Raw genomic sequence first — 17719 nt, 5'->3', positions numbered from 1 at the left:
TGACATACGAAAACTCCCCTTATCGTTTCTAGTGAATTTTTGTTTTTTCACTGTCCACTATAAGGGGAGTATATCAATTTCTGTCCCACTCTCTTTACTTTACTTTTACGAATGGTTTGGTATAATGTATGAGACTACAGATGGGACTGAATCCGGAATGCTATTCGTTAGAATTGTTTCGGTTTCACTCCCTCTTTTCTGTGTAATGAAGGATTTTATTTATGAAAAAGGAGAGTTCTGTATGCTCTATATTTGGTCTTACTTGAAACAGTATCCCAAATGGCTAGCCTTGAATTTATTTTCAGCGGTCTTTTTTGTTATCGTCAATTTAGGACTGCCAACGGTTTTGGCTCGCATAATCGATGAAGGGATCAATCCTCGTGATGTGGATCGGCTCTTTTTCTGGGGTTGGATCATGTTTGGGATTATTTTGATTGGGATTTTGGGTCGGATTGTTTTGTCCTATGCTGTTGGACAACTAACGACGACAATGGTCCGCGATATGCGCAATGACCTCTATGCAAAGTTACAAGAGTATTCTCATCACGAATACGAACAGATTGGGGTCTCTTCTTTGGTCACTCGCTTGACTTCGGATGCTTTTGTTTTGATGCAATTTGCGGATTCCATGTTGAAGATGGGGGTCATCACACCCTTGATGATGGTCTCAAGTGTTCTCTTGATTCTAACGACCAGTCCTTCTCTAGCTTGGATCGTAGCGGTATCGGTGCCATTTCTTGCTGTTATCGTTTGGTATGTAGCAGTGAAGACACGTCCACTTTCAGAGAAGCAGCAAAAGACGTTAGACCATCTCAATCAGTATGCGCGTGAAAATTTGACAGGGCTTCGGGTCATACGAGCCTTTGCTCGTGAAGACTTTCAGCAGGAGAAATTTGCATCTGAAAATGAAATCTATGCTGACAACTCGAATAAATTGTTCAAACTAACTGGTTTAACAGAACCTTTATTTGTGCAGATCATCATTGCCATGATTGTGGCAATCGTTTGGTTTGCCTTGGACCCCCTTCATGACGGAAGTCTCAAAATCGGGGATTTGGTGGCCTTTATTGAGTATAGCTTCCACGCGCTGTTGTCCTTCCTTTTCTTAGCCAACCTTTTTACCATGTATCCTCGTACAGCTGTTTCTAGTCGTCGTCTTAAGGAAATTATGGATATGCCGATTTCGATTGATCCAAATGATAAAGGCGTGACGGAGACAACATCACACGGCTATCTGGAATTTGACAATGTGACGTTTGCTTATCCCGGTGAGACAGAAAGTCCTGTTTTGCACAATATTTCTTTTAAGGCTAAGCCAGGTGAAACCATTGCCTTTATTGGATCGACTGGTTCTGGGAAGTCTTCCCTCGTGCAGTTGATCCCTCGATTCTATGATGTGACTCTTGGAAAGATTTTGGTGGATGGCGTAGATGTTCGGGAGTACAATCTCAAGGCCCTTCGTCAAAAGATTGGGTTTATTCCACAAAAGGCGCTGCTGTTTACAGGGACTATTGCGGAAAATCTTCGCTATGGAAAAGAAGATGCTTCTGTCCAAGAACTAGAACAAGCGGCGGATATCTCCCAAGCCAAAGAATTTATAGACAGTCGGGAAGATCGCTTCGACACCCATTTAGCAGAAGGTGGAAGTAACCTATCAGGTGGACAAAAACAACGCTTGTCCATTGCCCGTGCTGTCGTTAAAGACCCAGATGTCTTTATCTTTGATGATTCTTTCTCAGCTCTAGACTACAAGACCGATGCCATCTTACGCAAACGTCTTAAAGAGGTGACAGGAGATGCGACTGTCTTGATCGTAGCGCAGCGTGTAGGAACCATTATGGATGCGGATCAAATTATTGTCTTGGATCAAGGTGAAATCGTGGGCCGTGGGACACACGAAGAGTTAATGGCAAGTAACGAGATCTATCGTGAAATTGCCAATTCTCAATTGAATAGCAGCCCATCGCTGACGGAAGAATAGAAAGGAGAAGCAAATGAAACAAGAACAATCTAGTTTTCGTCGACTATGGACTTATTTGAGAGCTTATCGCTTTGAAGTTTGCTTGTCCATTTTTCTAAAAATCGTCAGCGTCATCATGAGTGTCGTGGAACCCTTTGTTTTGGGTCTCGCTATTACCGAATTGACTCAGAATCTCTTGGAAATGGCTAAAGGAGTGCCTGGAGCTGGACTCAATGCCTCCTATATTGCTATCATTATGACGCTTTACTTGATTCGTGGGGTCTTTTATGAGTTGGGGTCCTATTATTCCAACTATTTCATGACCAATGCGGTCCAAAAAACAATTCAGGATATGCGGAATGATTTGTCTCATAAAATTAATCGGATTCCTGTGTCATATTTTGACCGTCACCAGTTTGGAGACCTACTGGGGCGCTTTACTAGCGACGTCGAAACAGTCTCCAATGCCCTGCAACAATCATTTTTACAAATTGTCAATGCCGTCTTTACCTTGCTATTTGTCATCAGTATGGTGCTTTATTTGAATCTTCAATTAGGTTTAGTGGTGATTCTATCGATTCCGATTACTTATCTAAGTGCTCGCTTTATCATGAAAAAATCCCAACCTTACTTCAAGCAGCAAGCAGATGTCTTAGGAGCTATGAACGGTTTTGTTCAGGAGAATTTGACAGGTTTCAATGTTCTCAAACTCTATGTAAGAGAAGAGTCCTCTCAAGAAGAGTTCCATCAGATCACTCAACACCTGAAAGAGGTTGGTTTTAAGGCTAATTTCATTTCTGGATTGATGATGCCAGTCCTGAATGGGATATCCGACTTGACCTACTTGGTTGTCGCTTTGATGGGGGGCTTGCAAGTGTTAGCGGGTCGTTTGACAGTCGGGAATATGCAAGCCTTCGTTCAGTATGTCTGGCAGATCAATCAACCCATTCAAAACTTGACCCAATTAGCCGGCCAACTCCAAAGTGCCAAATCGTCACTAGATCGGATTTTCCAAGTCATGGATGAACCAGATGAGGTAGAAGATAAAAGCGAAGCCCTGACTGGAGATTTGACCGGTCAAGTGAGCTTCAAACATGTGGATTTCCAATATGTAGCGGACAAGCCTTTGATTCGGGATTTCAATTTGGAAGTGAAACCCGGTGAAATGGTGGCCATTGTTGGTCCGACTGGAGCTGGAAAAACTACTCTTATCAATTTGCTGATGCGCTTTTACGATGTGACGGCCGGATCCATTACGGTTGATGGCCGCGACATCCGACATATTTCCCGTCAGGAATACCGCAAACAATTCGGGATGGTGCTTCAGGATGCCTGGTTGTATGAGGGAACCATTAAAGAAAATCTGCGATTTGGTAATCTTGAGGCGACAGATGAAGAAATTGTTGCAGCTGCAAAGGCTGCCAATGTCGATCACTTTATCCGGACCCTGCCGGGTGGTTACAATATGGAAATGAACCAGGAGTCTAACAATATATCTCTAGGGCAAAAGCAACTCCTAACTATTGCGCGTGCGCTCCTAGCTGATCCTAAAATTTTAATTTTGGACGAAGCAACGTCTTCCGTTGATACGCGTTTGGAGCTCTTGATTCAAAAAGCTATGAAGAACTTAATGAAAGGGCGGACTAGCTTTGTCATTGCCCACCGCTTGTCGACCATTCAAGAAGCAGATAAAATCCTGGTGCTCAAAGATGGTCAAATCATTGAACAAGGCAATCACCAATCCTTGTTGGCAGACAAGGGCTTCTATTACGAACTCTATAACAGTCAGTTTTCAAATAAAGAAGACTAGATCCTCATTCTTTGCTAAGAGATTGGGCCAAAAGGCTCCAGCCTCTTTTTGTGAGAAAGAATTAGAAGGATGAGGGATTTTTGACGCAGACAATGATTGACAGTTGCCGGGCTTCTCGTTATACTAGGAGTATTCGAAAAGGAGATACCATGATGATTCGTTCTGCACAGCTAGCTGATGCAAAGGCCATTCTGGATATTTACCAACCTTACGTGACGGACACTGCCATTACCTTTGAGGTGGATGTGCCGACTGTCCGAGAATTTGAGAAGCGTATTACACAAACGCTGGCTCATTTTCCTTATCTAGTCGCAGAAGAAGAGGACGTAGTTGTGGGCTATTATGCACGCGCTGCCTATGATTGGACTGTGGAATTATCCATTTACATCTCCAAAGAAGCCAGAGGAAAGGGGATTGGATCGGCCCTTTATGATGCTTTAGAAGAGGAGCTGAAAGCACGAGGCTTTTTACGCTATTTGGCTTGTATTGCCCTCCCAAACGAGGCCAGCATTGCTATGCATGAAAAGCGAGGTTATGTCCAAGTGGCTCATTTTCCAAAGATTGGCTATAAGTTTGATCAATGGCACGATATCGTCTGGATGCAAAAGAGCTTGGAAGGGCCAACCACATTTTTGAAAAAGTAAGAGAAGCAAATGGAGAAAATAGTTTACTTGACTCTAGCGTCCAATATGCTATAATAGTCACATGCGATGAGTCGATTGGCTCTTAGGAGCCTTTTGCGCTGGGGAGGTCTACATTCAATTGTAACGCAGGAGCGGACCTTGAACAGTTGTGTGAACCAGCTGTTCTCATCGAAAGATGCCTCGAATCCTGGTCTTCGGATCAGGATTTTTTTATATCTCCAGGACTTTTCATTTATGCTAAAAAGTTGTATAATAGTACAAATACTCAATTTTTAGAAAATTTTGAAAGAGGATTTACTATGGGATATACAGTTGCTGTTGTCGGTGCCACAGGTGCCGTTGGTGCACAAATGATCAAAATGTTGGAAGAATCAACACTTCCAATCGATAAGATTCGCTACCTTGCGTCTGCTCGTTCTGCAGGGAAAGTCTTGCAGTTTAAAGGACAAGATGTGACCATTGAGGAAACGACTGAAGACGTGTTTGAAGGCGTTGATATCGCTCTTTTCTCAGCTGGTGGCTCAACCTCTGCTAAATATGCACCTTATGCGGTGAAAGCAGGTGCAGTAGTTGTTGATAATACATCTTACTTCCGACAAAATCCAGACGTCCCATTGGTTGTTCCTGAAGTGAACGCTCATGCGCTTGACGCTCACAATGGAATCATCTCTTGCCCTAACTGCTCAACTATTCAAATGATGGTGGCTCTTGAGCCAGTTCGTCAAAAATGGGGCTTGGACCGGATCATCGTGTCTACTTACCAAGCTGTTTCAGGAGCTGGTATGGGAGCTATTCTTGAAACCCAACGTGAGTTGAAGGAAGTTTTGAATGATGGGGTCAACCCACGTGATGTCCAAGCAAACATCTTGCCTTGTGGTGGCGATAAGAAACACTACCCAATCGCCTTCAACGCTTTAGCTCAAATTGACGTCTTCACTGAAAACGACTATACTTACGAAGAAATGAAGATGACAAACGAAACTAAGAAAATCATGGAAGATGATAGCATTGCCGTATCAGCAACCTGTGTGCGGATTCCAGTCTTGTCAGCTCACTCAGAGTCAGTCTATATTGAAACCAAAGAAGTAGCACCAATTGACGAAGTGAAAGCGGCGATTGCAGCCTTCCCAGGTGCTGTCCTTGAAGACGATGTCGCACACCAAATCTACCCACAAGCAGTTAATGCTGTCGGTTCACGTGATACCTTTGTTGGACGGATCCGTAAAGATTTGGATGCTGAAAAAGGAATCCACATGTGGGTGGTTTCAGATAACCTTCTTAAAGGTGCCGCTTGGAACTCAGTCCAAATCGCAGAAACCCTTCACGAACGTGGACTTGTACGCCCAACAGCTGAATTGAAATTTGAATTGAAATAGGGAGCAAAACAGAAATCAGTAACTCGAAGAGTTTGATTTCGTAGTTTTGCCCCCGCACAGTTGATTAGGAAGTACGAATGTTGCAAACATGAGTAGTTCCAATCAACCACTGCGTCATGAGCCAGAAATCAGTAACTCGAAGAGTTTGATTTCGTAGTTTCGCCCCCGCACAGTTGATTAGGAAGTACGAATGTTGCAAACATGAGTAGTTCCAATCAACCACTGCGCCATGATTCAGAAATCAGTAACTCGAAGAGTTTGATTTCGTAGTTTCGCCCCCGCACAGTTGATTAGGAAGTACGAATGTTACAAACATGAGTAATTCCAATCAACCACTGCGTCATGAGCCAGAAATCAGTAACTCGAAGAGTTTGATTTCTCCTTCGCTTTTATAATTTAAGGCTCAGGCTATAAAAGTCCACCGGACTTTTATACTCCCCCGCACAGTGGAGTTTCGGCTTCATTGATCTCTTACAGACTGCTGTTGAATTATCGGTAGGCAAATTTTGCCTCTTTGTTAGATAGAGAAAGGTTTTTCTATGTCTTATCATGATTTAAAAGATTGTAAAATCATCACTGCATTTATTACGCCCTTTCATGAGGATGGTTCCATTAATTTTGAGGCGCTGCCTGCATTGATTGAGCACTTGTTGGCCCACCATACAGACGCTCTTCTTCTTGCTGGGACTACGGCTGAAAGTCCGACTTTGACCCATGATGAAGAGTTGGAACTCTTTGCGGCTGTTCAGAAAATTGTCAATGGTCGTGTACCTTTGATCGCTGGTGTCGGTACCAACGAAACGCGTGATTCTATTGAATTTGTCAAAGAAGTTGATGAATTTGGTGGCTTTGCGGCTGGTCTTGCAATTGTTCCTTACTACAACAAACCTTCTCAAGAAGGAATGTATCAGCACTTCAAAGCGATTGCTGATGCTTCTAACTTACCGATTATTATTTACAATATTCCAGGTCGTGTCGTAGTTGAAATGACGCCTGAAACCATGCTTCGATTAGCTCAACATCCAAATATTATTGGTGTAAAAGAGTGTACAACCCTTGCCAATATGGCTTATCTGATCGAGCACAAGCCTGAGGAATTCCTTATCTACACGGGTGAAGATGGGGATGCCTTCCATGCGATGAACCTTGGAGCTGATGGGGTCATTTCAGTAGCCTCTCATACAAATGGGGATGAAATGCATGAAATGCTTGAAGCGATTGAGCACAACGATATCAAAAAAGCAGCCAGCATCCAACGGAAATTCATCCCGAAAGTGAATGCTCTCTTCTCTTATCCAAGCCCAGCACCAGTTAAGGCTGTCTTGAACTATATGGGATTTGAAGCAGGTCCAACTCGTTTGCCATTAGTGCCAGCGCCTGCCGAAGAAGCCAAACGCATTATTAAGGTTGTCATTGATGGAGATTACCATGCAACCCAAGAGACCATTAAAGGTGTCTTGAGACCGGATTATTAAAAAATACTATGAGGAATGTATGTCAGAGTTAGAGAAAATAGAGTTAGAAAAAACGGATTCAGAAAAATCAGAACTGGAAAAATTTAAAGAACGTCATAGCCTTGAAAAGTTAGATGGTGTGATGATCCATGATAAACCGACTATTAAAACAGGCGAAAAAGCAGGCTGCATAGGCGCTCTATTACTTTTAATTGGATTTGGAACAGGAATTATTCTATTCCTAGTTCATTTAATATTTGACTTTGATTCCAAGCTACTCAATCTTCTTTGGGAATCGATCGCAGCTTTAGGATTCATTTTTAGTTTAGCAGGGGCTTTTCAAATTGGTCCCCTTACGATTCACCGCTACTCACGAGAAGCCGATAAGGATAAACATTTTGAAATCGATAGAGCCTACAATCTCTATAATGTTCTCTATAAACCGACTAAAACAGTCCTTCTCCAATATGATAGTAGCGACGATCAGTTGATTGCTGTCAATGCTGGTGGTGAACTACTCGTGGAACTCCTTAAAAAAGTAGAGATGGAGAAGTTACCTCTGAAGAAGATTTTGAAGACCTTTCGTTTGGACCATATCTCTGATCATCTTTGGAGATTGACCTACAGCTATAAAAAAGAAGATGTGGTCATAGAAAAAAGTGATCGTTAGAAATTTTTAACAAATTTTGGCTAGTGAGCTTGATAGAAAATTTCTTAATAAAAATGTTATACTAATTCAGTAGGCTTTCATTTTTCAATAAAATGAAGCGTTTGTGAAAAATCAATGGATAAAGGAGACTCCCATGGAAGTCATTAAACGTAGTGGTGAAGTGGTTGAATTTAACCCAGATAAAATTTACCAAGCAATTTTGAAGGCTGCTCAAGTGGTCTATGTATTAACGGATGATTTGCGTCAAAACTTGGCACAAGTTACCAAAAAAGTAGTGATGGATTTGGATGAAGCGCAAGTAGAACGTGCAACAATTAGTATGATCCAATCAATGGTGGAGCATCGTTTACTTGGTGCTGGCTATATTACCATTGCTGAACATTATATTTCCTATCGTTTGCAACGCGATTTGGAACGCAGTGGCTATGGTGACCATATCGCTGTGCACTTGCATTTTGAGCAAATTCGCTAAGAACTAAGAGAAGTTACTTCTGTAGCTTCTTTTTTATATACCTATTAAACACGGAGAATTAAAGAAAACATGGTATAATAGAGGGGATTGAACTGGAAAGGAAGTGAGATTATGGCGACTATTCAATGGTTTCCTGGACACATGTCCAAAGCTAGAAGACAAGTACAAGAAAATTTGAAATTTGTGGATTTTGTGACGATTTTGGTAGATGCTCGTTTGCCCCTATCAAGCCAAAATCCCATGTTGACAAAAATTGTTGGTGAGAAGCCTAAATTGATGATTTTGAACAAGGTAGACCTGGCAGATCCTGTGGCAACAAAAGAATGGCAGGACTATTTTGAATCGCAAGGAATCAAAACCTTGGCGATCAACTCCAAAGAGCAATCGACGGTTAAGAAGGTCACAGATGCTGCTAAGAGCTTGATGGCCGATAAAATAGCTCGTCAAAAGGAACGTGGGATTCAGATTGAAACCCTTCGGACCATGATTATCGGGATTCCCAATGCTGGGAAGTCAACACTGATGAACCGCTTAGCAGGGAAAAAGATTGCTGTCGTTGGAAATAAACCAGGGGTGACCAAGGGGCAACAATGGTTGAAAACCAATAAGGACCTTGAAATCTTGGATACACCAGGGATTCTCTGGCCTAAGTTTGAGGATGAAGAAGTAGCCTTAAAACTGGCCTTAACAGGAGCGATCAAGGACCAGTTGCTTCCAATGGATGAAGTGACTATCTTTGGTCTCAACTATTTCAAAGACCATTATTCAGAAGTTTTGAAAGATCGCTATAATCAAATGAATCTGGAGCAAGAAGCGCCTGAAATTATTATGGAGATGACTCAAAAATTAGGATTTCGCGAGGATTACGACCGTTTTTACCAACTATTTGTTAAAGATGTGCGTGATGGGAAATTGGGACGGTATACGCTGGATCGCGTAGGGGAAATTGATGGCAACGATTAAGGAAATTAAAGAAAAATTAGCTCTCATCCGCCAGTTAGACGATCCATTCTTTGCTGAATTGGAAAAGGACGGTCGATCTGGTGTTATCCAAGCGGTCGCAAAGCGAAAAAAAGAGATTCAAAAGACCCTAGATGAAGATCTTCGTTTAGAAAAAATGCTAGCCTATGAAAAAGAACTCTATGAGCAGGGAATCAACCTCATTGCTGGTATTGACGAAGTGGGACGTGGTCCGTTAGCCGGACCAGTTGTTGCGGCTACCGTGATCTTACCGAAAGCTTCTAAGATTCCAGGCCTCAACGATAGTAAAAAGATTCCAAAATCCAAACACAAGGAAATCTATGAGGCTGTGCTCAAAGAAGCTATTGCGATCGGAATCGGTGTTAAGGATAATCATGTGATTGACCAGGTCAATATCTATGAAGCGACGAAACTAGCCATGATGGAGGCCGTTGGTCAGCTAGATCCTCAACCCCAACATCTTTTGATAGACGCCATGAAATTGGATCTTGCAATTCCTCAGACAAGTATTATTAAAGGAGACGCCAATTCCTTATCCATCGCAGCAGCCTCCATCGTAGCAAAGGTGACTCGGGATCAGATGATGGAAGAGTTTGATCGAGAATATCCAGGCTATGATTTTGCGCAGAATGCTGGCTATGGGACGGCCAACCACCTTGCTGGTCTCCACAAGCTGGGAGTGACGCCTATCCATCGGCGTTCATTTGAACCTGTCAAATCAATATTTGAGGATTAAAAACTGTGTACGAGCATTGTTCTACCACTTCAAACAAAAAAAGTTCTAGAAATAGAGCTTTTTTTCATCTCTTTTACGAATAAATAAGTGAGAGAACAAAGAGGTGGTTATGGAAACATTTGAAATTTATAAATTAAAAGCAGCAGGATTGACGAATGAACAGGTCTTGCGAATTTTAGCAATTTTTCAGGAAGGAAAAACTCTTCCTTCTCCAGAAGAAATGGCAAAAATAGCACGTTGCCGTAGTATCATTCGGTTTGTGGAGCAATACCGACAACTGGATGAGGAGCAGTTGCGAACAGAATTTGAGCGTTTTCCCTCCCTATCCATTTTTGATTCAGACTATCCCGAATCTTTGATGCAGATCTACAATCCCCCTGTTTTACTCTTTTACCAAGGAAATCTGAATTTGTTAGCAGAACCGAAAATAGCAGTAGTAGGAGCCAGGGAGACGAGCAGGGAAGGAGTAAAATCGGTTGAAAAGATCATCCAGGAACTACAAAATCAGCTGGTGGTGGTCAGTGGTCTTGCAAAAGGAATCGATGCAACCGCCCATTACGCCTGCATAAGAAATGGTGGCAAGACGATCGGGGTTATTGGGACAGGACTGGATATTTTCTATCCTAAGAGCAATCAAAGATTACAGACACACATGAGCGAACACCATCTTGTCTTGAGCGAGTATGGACCAGGACAGGCACCTCTGAAGTTTCATTTTCCTGAGAGAAATCGCATCATTGCAGGACTCTGTCAGGCAGTGATTGTGGCAGAGGCACGACTTCGTTCAGGTAGTTTAATTACTTGTGAAAGAGCGATGGAGGAAGGACGAGATGTTTTTGCTATTCCAGGAAATATTTTAGATGGAAAATCTGCAGGCTGCCATCACTTGATTCAAGAAGGTGCAAAGCTTGTCACATCAGGCCAGGACATCCTTGAGGAGCTAAAATACGAATTGTGAATTTCCTATAGGAGAAGTTCCTAGTTGACATCTTTCTTAAAATGTATTAAACTCAATGAGATTTATACATTACAGAGGGATAAAACGTGGTAACAAAAACGAAAAGGAAAAGTAGTACAACCAAGAAAAATTTGGTAATTGTGGAGTCTCCTGCAAAGGCCAAAACAATCGAGAAATACCTTGGGCGTAACTATAAAGTCATGGCCAGTGTTGGCCATATTCGGGACCTGAAAAAATCAACCATGTCGATTGACTTCGACAATAACTATGAACCGGAATATATCAATATTCGCGGAAAAGGTCCTTTGATTAACGACTTGAAAAAAGAAGCCAAAAAGGCCAAGCAAGTCTTTCTCGCAAGTGACCCGGACCGTGAAGGAGAAGCTATTTCATGGCATTTAGCCCATATTTTGAATTTGGATGCAGGTGAAAAGAACCGTGTGGTCTTTAATGAAATTACCAAGGATGCCGTTAAAAATGCCTTTAAAGAACCTCGCCAAATTGATATGGATTTGGTCGATGCCCAGCAAGCGCGCCGTGTTCTTGACCGGATTGTAGGGTATTCTATCTCGCCTATTCTTTGGAAAAAGGTCAAAAAAGGACTTTCTGCAGGGCGCGTGCAATCCGTTGCTCTCAAATTAATCATTGATCGTGAAAACGAAATTAATGATTTCAAGCCGGAAGAATACTGGACCATTGATGGCGTCTTCAAAAAGGGGACCAAACAATTCCAAGCTAGCTTCTATGGGATTGATGGCAAGAAGATGAAGCTCAACACCAACGAAGAGGTCAAAGCTGTCCTTGAGCGCTTAGATGGCAAGGATTTTACAGTTGAAAAGGTGGAGAAGAAAGAGCGTCGTCGCAATGCACCCCTTCCTTATACGACCTCTTCCATGCAGATGGACGCAGCAAATAAAATCAACTTCCGTACACGCAAGACCATGATGGTCGCCCAGCAATTGTACGAAGGGATTAACATCGGCTCTGGCGTTCAAGGTTTGATTACTTATATGCGTACCGATTCCACACGGATCAGTCCGGTTGCACAAAATGAGGCAGCTAACTTCATCGTGGATCGCTTCGGTGAGAAATATTCTAAGCATGGAAGTCGCGTGAAGAATGCTTCCGGTGCTCAAGATGCCCACGAAGCGATTCGTCCGTCTAGCGTCTTCAATACTCCTGAGAGCATTTCTAAATACTTGGACAAGGATCAATTGAAGCTCTATACCTTGATTTGGAATCGCTTTGTAGCTAGTCAAATGACAGCTGCTGTCTTTGATACGATGAATGTCCGATTAGGACAAAATGGCGTGCAATACACTGCGAATGGAAGCCAAGTCAAATTTGACGGTTATTTGGCGATTTATAATGATTCGGATAAGAATAAGATGCTTCCTGACATGGCGGAAGGCGATACCGTCAAGCAAGTCAATAGCAAGCCTGAGCAACACTATACCCAACCCCCTGCTCGATATTCTGAAGCAACCTTGATTAAGACCTTGGAAGAGAACGGTGTTGGTCGTCCTTCAACTTACGCACCAACCATCGAGACCATTCAAAAACGCTATTATGTGAAATTGGTAGCCAAACGATTTGAACCAACCGAGTTAGGGGAGATCGTTAATAAATTGATTGTTGAATTCTTCCCAGATATCGTCAATGTGACCTTCACAGCGGAAATGGAAGGGAAACTCGATGATGTTGAACTCGGAAAAGAAGAGTGGCAAAAAGTCATTGACAGTTTCTACAAACCATTCTCTAAAGAAGTCGCAAAAGCGGAAGAAGAGATGGAAAAAATCCAAATCAAAGACGAACCAGCTGGTTTTGATTGTGAAGTCTGTGGCAGCCCGATGGTGATTAAATTAGGACGTTTTGGTAAGTTCTATGCTTGTAGCAATTTCCCAGATTGCCGTCATACTCAGGCCATTGTCAAAGAAATCGGCGTGGAGTGTCCTGACTGTCATCAGGGACAAATCATCGAGCGCAAAACCAAGCGCAACCGTATCTTCTATGGATGCAATCGCTATCCAGAGTGTGAATTTACCTCTTGGGATAAGCCGATCGGTCGGGATTGTCCAAAATGTGGTCATTACTTAGTTGAGAAAAAAGTTCGTGGTGGCGGCAAACAAGTCGTTTGTAGCAACGGCGACTACGAAGAAGAAAAAGTGAAATAAGTTTTTAAATAATTTAATGTCTATTATAACGGCAATTTTTACAAATGTCTGTTATAATAGACATTCGCTAGACAGGAAGGATTAGCCTCCCTGTCTTTTTTATGCCCTTTTTGGTATAATAGACCGAGTATCAATTTAGAAAGATTTGTGGGTGCCAAACAGTCCAGTGGGGTGTTTCGATAAGGACTTTGGTTCCACCCAAAGAGGTATTAGTGTCATGTCTCAATCTTATATCAATGTTATCGGTGCAGGCCTTGCTGGCTCAGAAGCAGCTTATCAGATTGCCCAACAGGGGATTCCGGTGAAGCTCTATGAAATGCGTGGGGTCAAATCCACTCCGCAACACAAAACAGACAATTTTGCGGAACTAGTTTGTTCCAATTCTCTTCGTGGGGATTCGTTAACCAATGCAGTTGGACTCCTAAAAGAAGAAATGCGCCGCTTAGGCTCCGTCATCCTTGAAGCAGCAGAAGCGACTCGCGTGCCTGCTGGTGGAGCGCTCGCAGTGGACCGAGAAGGTTTTGCTAGCCGAGTGACGGAGAAGGTGTCCCAACACCCTCTGATTGAAGTGATTCGCGATGAGATCACGGAATTGCCGACGGATGCTATCACAGTGGTCGCAACAGGTCCTTTGACCAGCGATGCCTTGGCAGAAAAGATCCACGCGCTCAATGGTGGTGATGGTTTTTATTTTTACGATGCAGCAGCTCCTATCATCGATGTCAATACTGTCGATATGGACAAGGTTTATCTCAAGTCTCGCTATGACAAAGGTGAGGCGGCTTATCTCAACTGTCCAATGACCAAACAGGAGTTTATGGATTTCCATGAGGCCTTGGTCCATGCGGAAGAAGCGCCACTCAACTCTTTTGAAAAAGAAAAGTATTTCGAAGGTTGTATGCCAATCGAGGTCATGGCTAAACGAGGCATTAAAACCATGCTCTATGGTCCTATGAAGCCAGTCGGACTCGAGTATCCAGATGATTACAAAGGGCCTCGTGATGGAGAATTTAAGACACCTTACGCAGTCGTTCAGCTTCGCCAAGACAATGCTGCGGCTAGCCTCTACAATATCGTTGGCTTCCAAACGCATCTCAAATGGGGTGAGCAAAAACGGGTCTTCCAAATGATTCCAGGTTTGGAAAATGCTGAGTTTATGAGATATGGGGTCATGCACCGTAATTCTTACATGGATTCTCCAAATCTCCTTGAGCAAACCTACCGTTCTAAAAAACAGTCAAACCTCTTTTTTGCAGGTCAAATGACTGGAGTGGAAGGCTATGTTGAATCTGCAGCTTCTGGCTTGGTTGCTGGGATCAATGCAGCTCGTCTCTTTAAAGGGGAAGAAGCAGCTATCTTCCCTAAAACAACTGCTATCGGAAGCTTGGCCCATTATATCACCCATGCTGACAGCAAGCATTTCCAACCTATGAATGTCAACTTTGGGATTATCAAGGAGTTGGAAGGGCAACGCATTCGGGATAAGAAAGAACGCTATGAGAAAATTGCCGAACGTTCGTTGACTGATTTGGCTGATTTTATGGAAAATCGCTAAAGAATGGAAAAAGTTTGGAGAAATCCAGACTTTTTCTCCTAAAAATGGTATAATAAGTAAAATTTAGAATATAGAGAGTTTTCTGACAATGAACAAATCCTATTTTTATTTAGATATGAAGACACACGAGTTGAAAGTGCCTTATACCGGAAAACTCCGTCGTGTTCGGGTTCTATTGCCCAAGAATTATGAAACAGATACCGATCGACGCTATCCTGTTGTCTATTTTCATGATGGCCAGAATGTTCTCTATAGCAAGGAAGCCTACGCAGGTCATTCCTGGAAGGTGATTCCAGCCATCAAGCGCAATCCTGATATCAGTCGTATGATTGTCGTTGCGATTGATAATGACGGCTTTCAAAGGATGAACGAATACTCTGCCTGGAAGTACAAGGAATCCAATATTCCTGGCATGCAATTTGGTGGCAAGGGTGTCGAGTACGGAGAGTTTGTCATGGAAGTGGTCAAACCGTTTATCGATCAAGAATATCGTACCCTTTCAGACCGAGAGCATACAGCTATGATCGGCTCGTCTCTAGGAGGAAATATCACACAATTTCTCGGCTTAGAATATCAAGATCAGATTGGTTGTTTGGGAGTCTTCTCATCGGCTAACTGGTTGCACCAAGAAGCCTTTGACCACTATATTAAACGCAAAAAATTGTATAGCGATCAGCGCATTTACATTTATGTGGGTACCGAAGAAGCGGACGATACAGATAAGACCTTGATGGCGGGCAATATCAAGCAGGCCTATATTGATTCATCCCTACGCTATTACCACGATATCATCCAACAAGGGGTAGCTCTGGAAAATATTTCCATACGGATTCAATCAGGAGCAGTTCACCATGAATTGGCCTGGGCAGAAAATTTACCAGATTGTCTTCGATTCTTAGCTGAGAACTGGGATTAACAGTCCCTCGCACCACCCTATCAGAGAAAGAAGGAAACTTATGAATATTGAACATTTAAGCCACTGGAGTGGCCAACTTAACCGCGAAATGTATCTAAACCGTTATGGACATGCCGGGATTCCTGTAGTGGTCTTTGCCTCCTCAGGTGGTAGTCACAACGAATACTATGACTTCGGGATGATTGATGCTTGTGCCCGCTTTATCGAAGAAGGACGCATTCAATTCTTCACCTTATCAAGTGTGGACAGCGAAAGCTGGCTGTGCGACTGGAAGAATCCTCATGATCGAGCAGAAATGCATCGTGCTTATGAACGGTACGTCATCCAAGAAGCCATTCCTTTTATCAAGCACAAAACAGGTTGGTTTGATCCAATGATGACAACGGGATGCTCAATGGGAGCCTACCATGCGCTTAATTTCTTCTTGCAGCATCCAGATGTTTTCAATAAAGTCGTCGCTTTGAGTGGTGTCTACGATGCCCGTTTCTTTGTCGGTGAGTTTGGAGGCGATGAAGCCATCTACCAAAATTCTCCATCAGACTATATTTGGAATCAAAATGATGGTTGGTTTATTGACCACTATCGTCAAGCAGAGATCGTTGTTTGTACCGGTTTAGGCGCTTGGGAGCAAGATGGTCTGCCATCCTACTATAAACTAAAGGAAGCTTTCGATCACAAAAACATTCCTGCCTGGTTCGCTGAATGGGGCTATGATGTAGCCCACGACTGGGAATGGTGGCGCAAGCAAATGCCTTACTTCCTCGATCAAATGAATCTTTAATGCCAAAAAGGAGTCAATTATGAACTATATTGTGATCTCACCTTATTACCCACAAAATTTCCAACAATTTACCATTGAGCTGGCTAACAAAGGAATTACTGTCTTGGGAATCGGTCAAGAACCATACGAGCAATTAGATGAACCTTTGCGTAAGAGTTTGACAGAGTATTTCCGAGTTGAAAACTTGGAAAATCTGGATGAAGTCAAACGTGCCGTGGCCTTTCTCTTTTATAAACATGGTCCAATTGATCGCATTGAATCTCACAATGAATATTGGTTGGAATTGGATGCCGCTCTTCGGGAGCAATTCAACGTCTTTGGGGCCAAACCAAAAGACTTGAAGAAAACAAAATTCAAATCTGAAATGAAGAAACTCTTCAAAAAAGCAGGAGTTCCAGTTGTTCCAGGAGCCGTGGTCAAAGCAGAAAAAGATATTGATAAAGCTGTGAAAAAAATCGGCTTGCCGTTGATCGCAAAACCTGACAATGGGGTAGGAGCAGCAGCGACCTTCAAGATCGAAACACCTGAAGATGTCGATCATTTCAAAGCTGAATGGGATGGACATACCGTTTACTTCTTCGAAAAATTTGTTACTTCTAGCGAGATTTGTACCTTTGATGGCTTGATTGATCATGATGGCAATATTGTCTTTTCAACAACCTTTGATTATGCCTACACACCGCTTGACTTGCTTCTTTACAAGATGGACAATTCTTACTATGTCCTAAAAGATATGGATCCAAAACTACGCCAATACGGTGAATCCATCATCAAGACTTTTGGCATGAAGGAACGTTTCTTCCATATTGAGTTCTTCCGTGAAGGCGATGACTATATTGCGATCGAGTACAATAACCGTCCAGCAGGTGGCTTTACTATCGATGTGTATAACTACGCGCATTCAATTGACCTATACAAGGGGTATGCGGATGTTGTAGCAGGTGATCCATTCCCAGCCTCAAACTTCGAGCCTCTCTATTGTTTGGCAACATCCCGTCGTGCCAATGCAGCCTACCAACTTTCTGAAGAAGAAGTCTTGGCTAAATACAAAGACCAATTCCGCGTGAAGAAGAATATGCCTGCAGCTTTTGCTGAATTGCAAGGAGACTACCTCTATATGTTAACGACCCCAAGTCGCGAAGAATTGGAACAAATGATTCACGATTTCGGTCAACGAAAACAATAAGGTCGTTTAAATATTTTTTATAAAATGAATCATGACCACCCGTCAA

General features: G+C 42.7%; 15 protein-coding genes and 1 pseudogene. 15 read left to right on the top strand and 1 reads right to left on the bottom strand.

Going from position 1 to position 17719, the window contains the following annotated elements:
• The first annotated feature begins 241 nt into the window (after nt 1-241).
• The 5 genes from HA044_RS09595 (at nt 242) to dapA (ending at nt 7265) form a co-directional block, all read left to right on the top strand.
• Nucleotides 242-1981 carry an ABC transporter ATP-binding protein gene (locus HA044_RS09595; RefSeq protein WP_187540957.1) on the top strand — a complete coding sequence of 580 codons (1740 nt, stop codon included), beginning with the start codon at nt 242-244 and terminating at the stop codon, nt 1979-1981.
• A 13-nt stretch (nt 1982-1994) separates the two neighbouring features.
• Nucleotides 1995-3770: an ABC transporter ATP-binding protein gene (locus HA044_RS09590; protein WP_187540956.1), complete on the top strand. Its 1776-nt coding sequence runs from the start codon at nt 1995-1997 to the stop codon at nt 3768-3770.
• Nucleotides 3771-3919: 149 nt separating this feature from the next.
• On the top strand, nt 3920-4414 hold the full coding sequence (locus HA044_RS09585; protein ID WP_187540955.1) for a GNAT family N-acetyltransferase: 495 nt from the start codon (nt 3920-3922) through the stop codon (nt 4412-4414).
• Nucleotides 4415-4713: 299 nt separating this feature from the next.
• The gene (locus HA044_RS09580) at nt 4714-5790 is read left to right on the top strand and encodes an aspartate-semialdehyde dehydrogenase (RefSeq protein WP_187540954.1); all 1077 of its coding nucleotides are present in this window, start codon (nt 4714-4716) and stop codon (nt 5788-5790) included.
• A gap of 539 nt (nt 5791-6329) precedes the next feature.
• Nucleotides 6330-7265: a 4-hydroxy-tetrahydrodipicolinate synthase gene (dapA, locus tag HA044_RS09575; RefSeq protein WP_187540953.1), complete on the top strand. Its 936-nt coding sequence runs from the start codon at nt 6330-6332 to the stop codon at nt 7263-7265.
• Nucleotides 7266-7271: 6 nt separating this feature from the next.
• Here the strand turns inward: dapA and HA044_RS10200 are convergent.
• Nucleotides 7272-7319, bottom strand: a pseudogene (locus tag HA044_RS10200) (hypothetical protein); the annotation flags it as partial.
• On the opposite strand from HA044_RS10200, the gene HA044_RS09570 reads away from it, so the two are divergent.
• The 10 genes from HA044_RS09570 to HA044_RS09525 all read left to right on the top strand — a co-directional run bounded on the left by HA044_RS09570 (nt 7303) and on the right by HA044_RS09525 (nt 17673).
• Nucleotides 7303-7914, top strand: a complete 612-nt coding sequence (locus HA044_RS09570; RefSeq protein WP_367250931.1) for a hypothetical protein — start codon at nt 7303-7305, stop codon at nt 7912-7914. The pseudogene HA044_RS10200 and the gene HA044_RS09570 sit on opposite strands and share 17 nt — an antisense overlap.
• 133 nt (nt 7915-8047) lie before the next feature.
• On the top strand, nt 8048-8386 hold the full coding sequence (locus HA044_RS09565) for an ATP cone domain-containing protein (protein ID WP_187540951.1): 339 nt from the start codon (nt 8048-8050) through the stop codon (nt 8384-8386).
• A gap of 111 nt (nt 8387-8497) precedes the next feature.
• Nucleotides 8498-9349: a ribosome biogenesis GTPase YlqF gene (gene ylqF / locus HA044_RS09560; RefSeq protein WP_187540950.1), complete on the top strand. Its 852-nt coding sequence runs from the start codon at nt 8498-8500 to the stop codon at nt 9347-9349.
• Nucleotides 9336-10103, top strand: a complete 768-nt coding sequence (locus HA044_RS09555) for a ribonuclease HII (RefSeq protein WP_187540949.1) — start codon at nt 9336-9338, stop codon at nt 10101-10103. Before ylqF ends, HA044_RS09555 begins: the two co-directional genes overlap by 14 nt.
• A 109-nt stretch (nt 10104-10212) precedes the next feature.
• Nucleotides 10213-11061, top strand: a complete 849-nt coding sequence (dprA, locus tag HA044_RS09550; protein WP_187540948.1) for a DNA-processing protein DprA — start codon at nt 10213-10215, stop codon at nt 11059-11061.
• A gap of 86 nt (nt 11062-11147) precedes the next feature.
• Nucleotides 11148-13235 (top strand): type I DNA topoisomerase, encoded by a 2088-nt coding sequence (gene topA / locus HA044_RS09545; protein WP_187540947.1) that lies wholly within the window; start codon nt 11148-11150, stop codon nt 13233-13235.
• Between the two features lie 217 nt (nt 13236-13452).
• Nucleotides 13453-14790, top strand: a complete 1338-nt coding sequence (gene trmFO, locus HA044_RS09540) for a methylenetetrahydrofolate--tRNA-(uracil(54)-C(5))-methyltransferase (FADH(2)-oxidizing) TrmFO (protein ID WP_187540946.1) — start codon at nt 13453-13455, stop codon at nt 14788-14790.
• 88 nt (nt 14791-14878) lie between these two features.
• Nucleotides 14879-15706, top strand: a complete 828-nt coding sequence (locus HA044_RS09535) for an alpha/beta hydrolase (protein WP_187540945.1) — start codon at nt 14879-14881, stop codon at nt 15704-15706.
• 40 nt (nt 15707-15746) lie between these two features.
• On the top strand, nt 15747-16487 hold the full coding sequence (locus HA044_RS09530; RefSeq protein WP_187540944.1) for an esterase family protein: 741 nt from the start codon (nt 15747-15749) through the stop codon (nt 16485-16487).
• Between the two features lie 19 nt (nt 16488-16506).
• Nucleotides 16507-17673, top strand: a complete 1167-nt coding sequence (locus HA044_RS09525) for an acetyl-CoA carboxylase biotin carboxylase subunit family protein (RefSeq protein ID WP_187540943.1) — start codon at nt 16507-16509, stop codon at nt 17671-17673.
• Nucleotides 17674-17719: the final 46 nt, after the last annotated feature.

Source organism: Streptococcus sp. IMAU 99161, assembly GCF_014435245.1.
Taxonomy (GTDB): domain Bacteria; phylum Bacillota; class Bacilli; order Lactobacillales; family Streptococcaceae; genus Streptococcus; species Streptococcus lactarius.
Note: the sequence above shows the minus strand (reverse complement) of the source record. Positions and strands in the feature narration are given on the sequence as shown.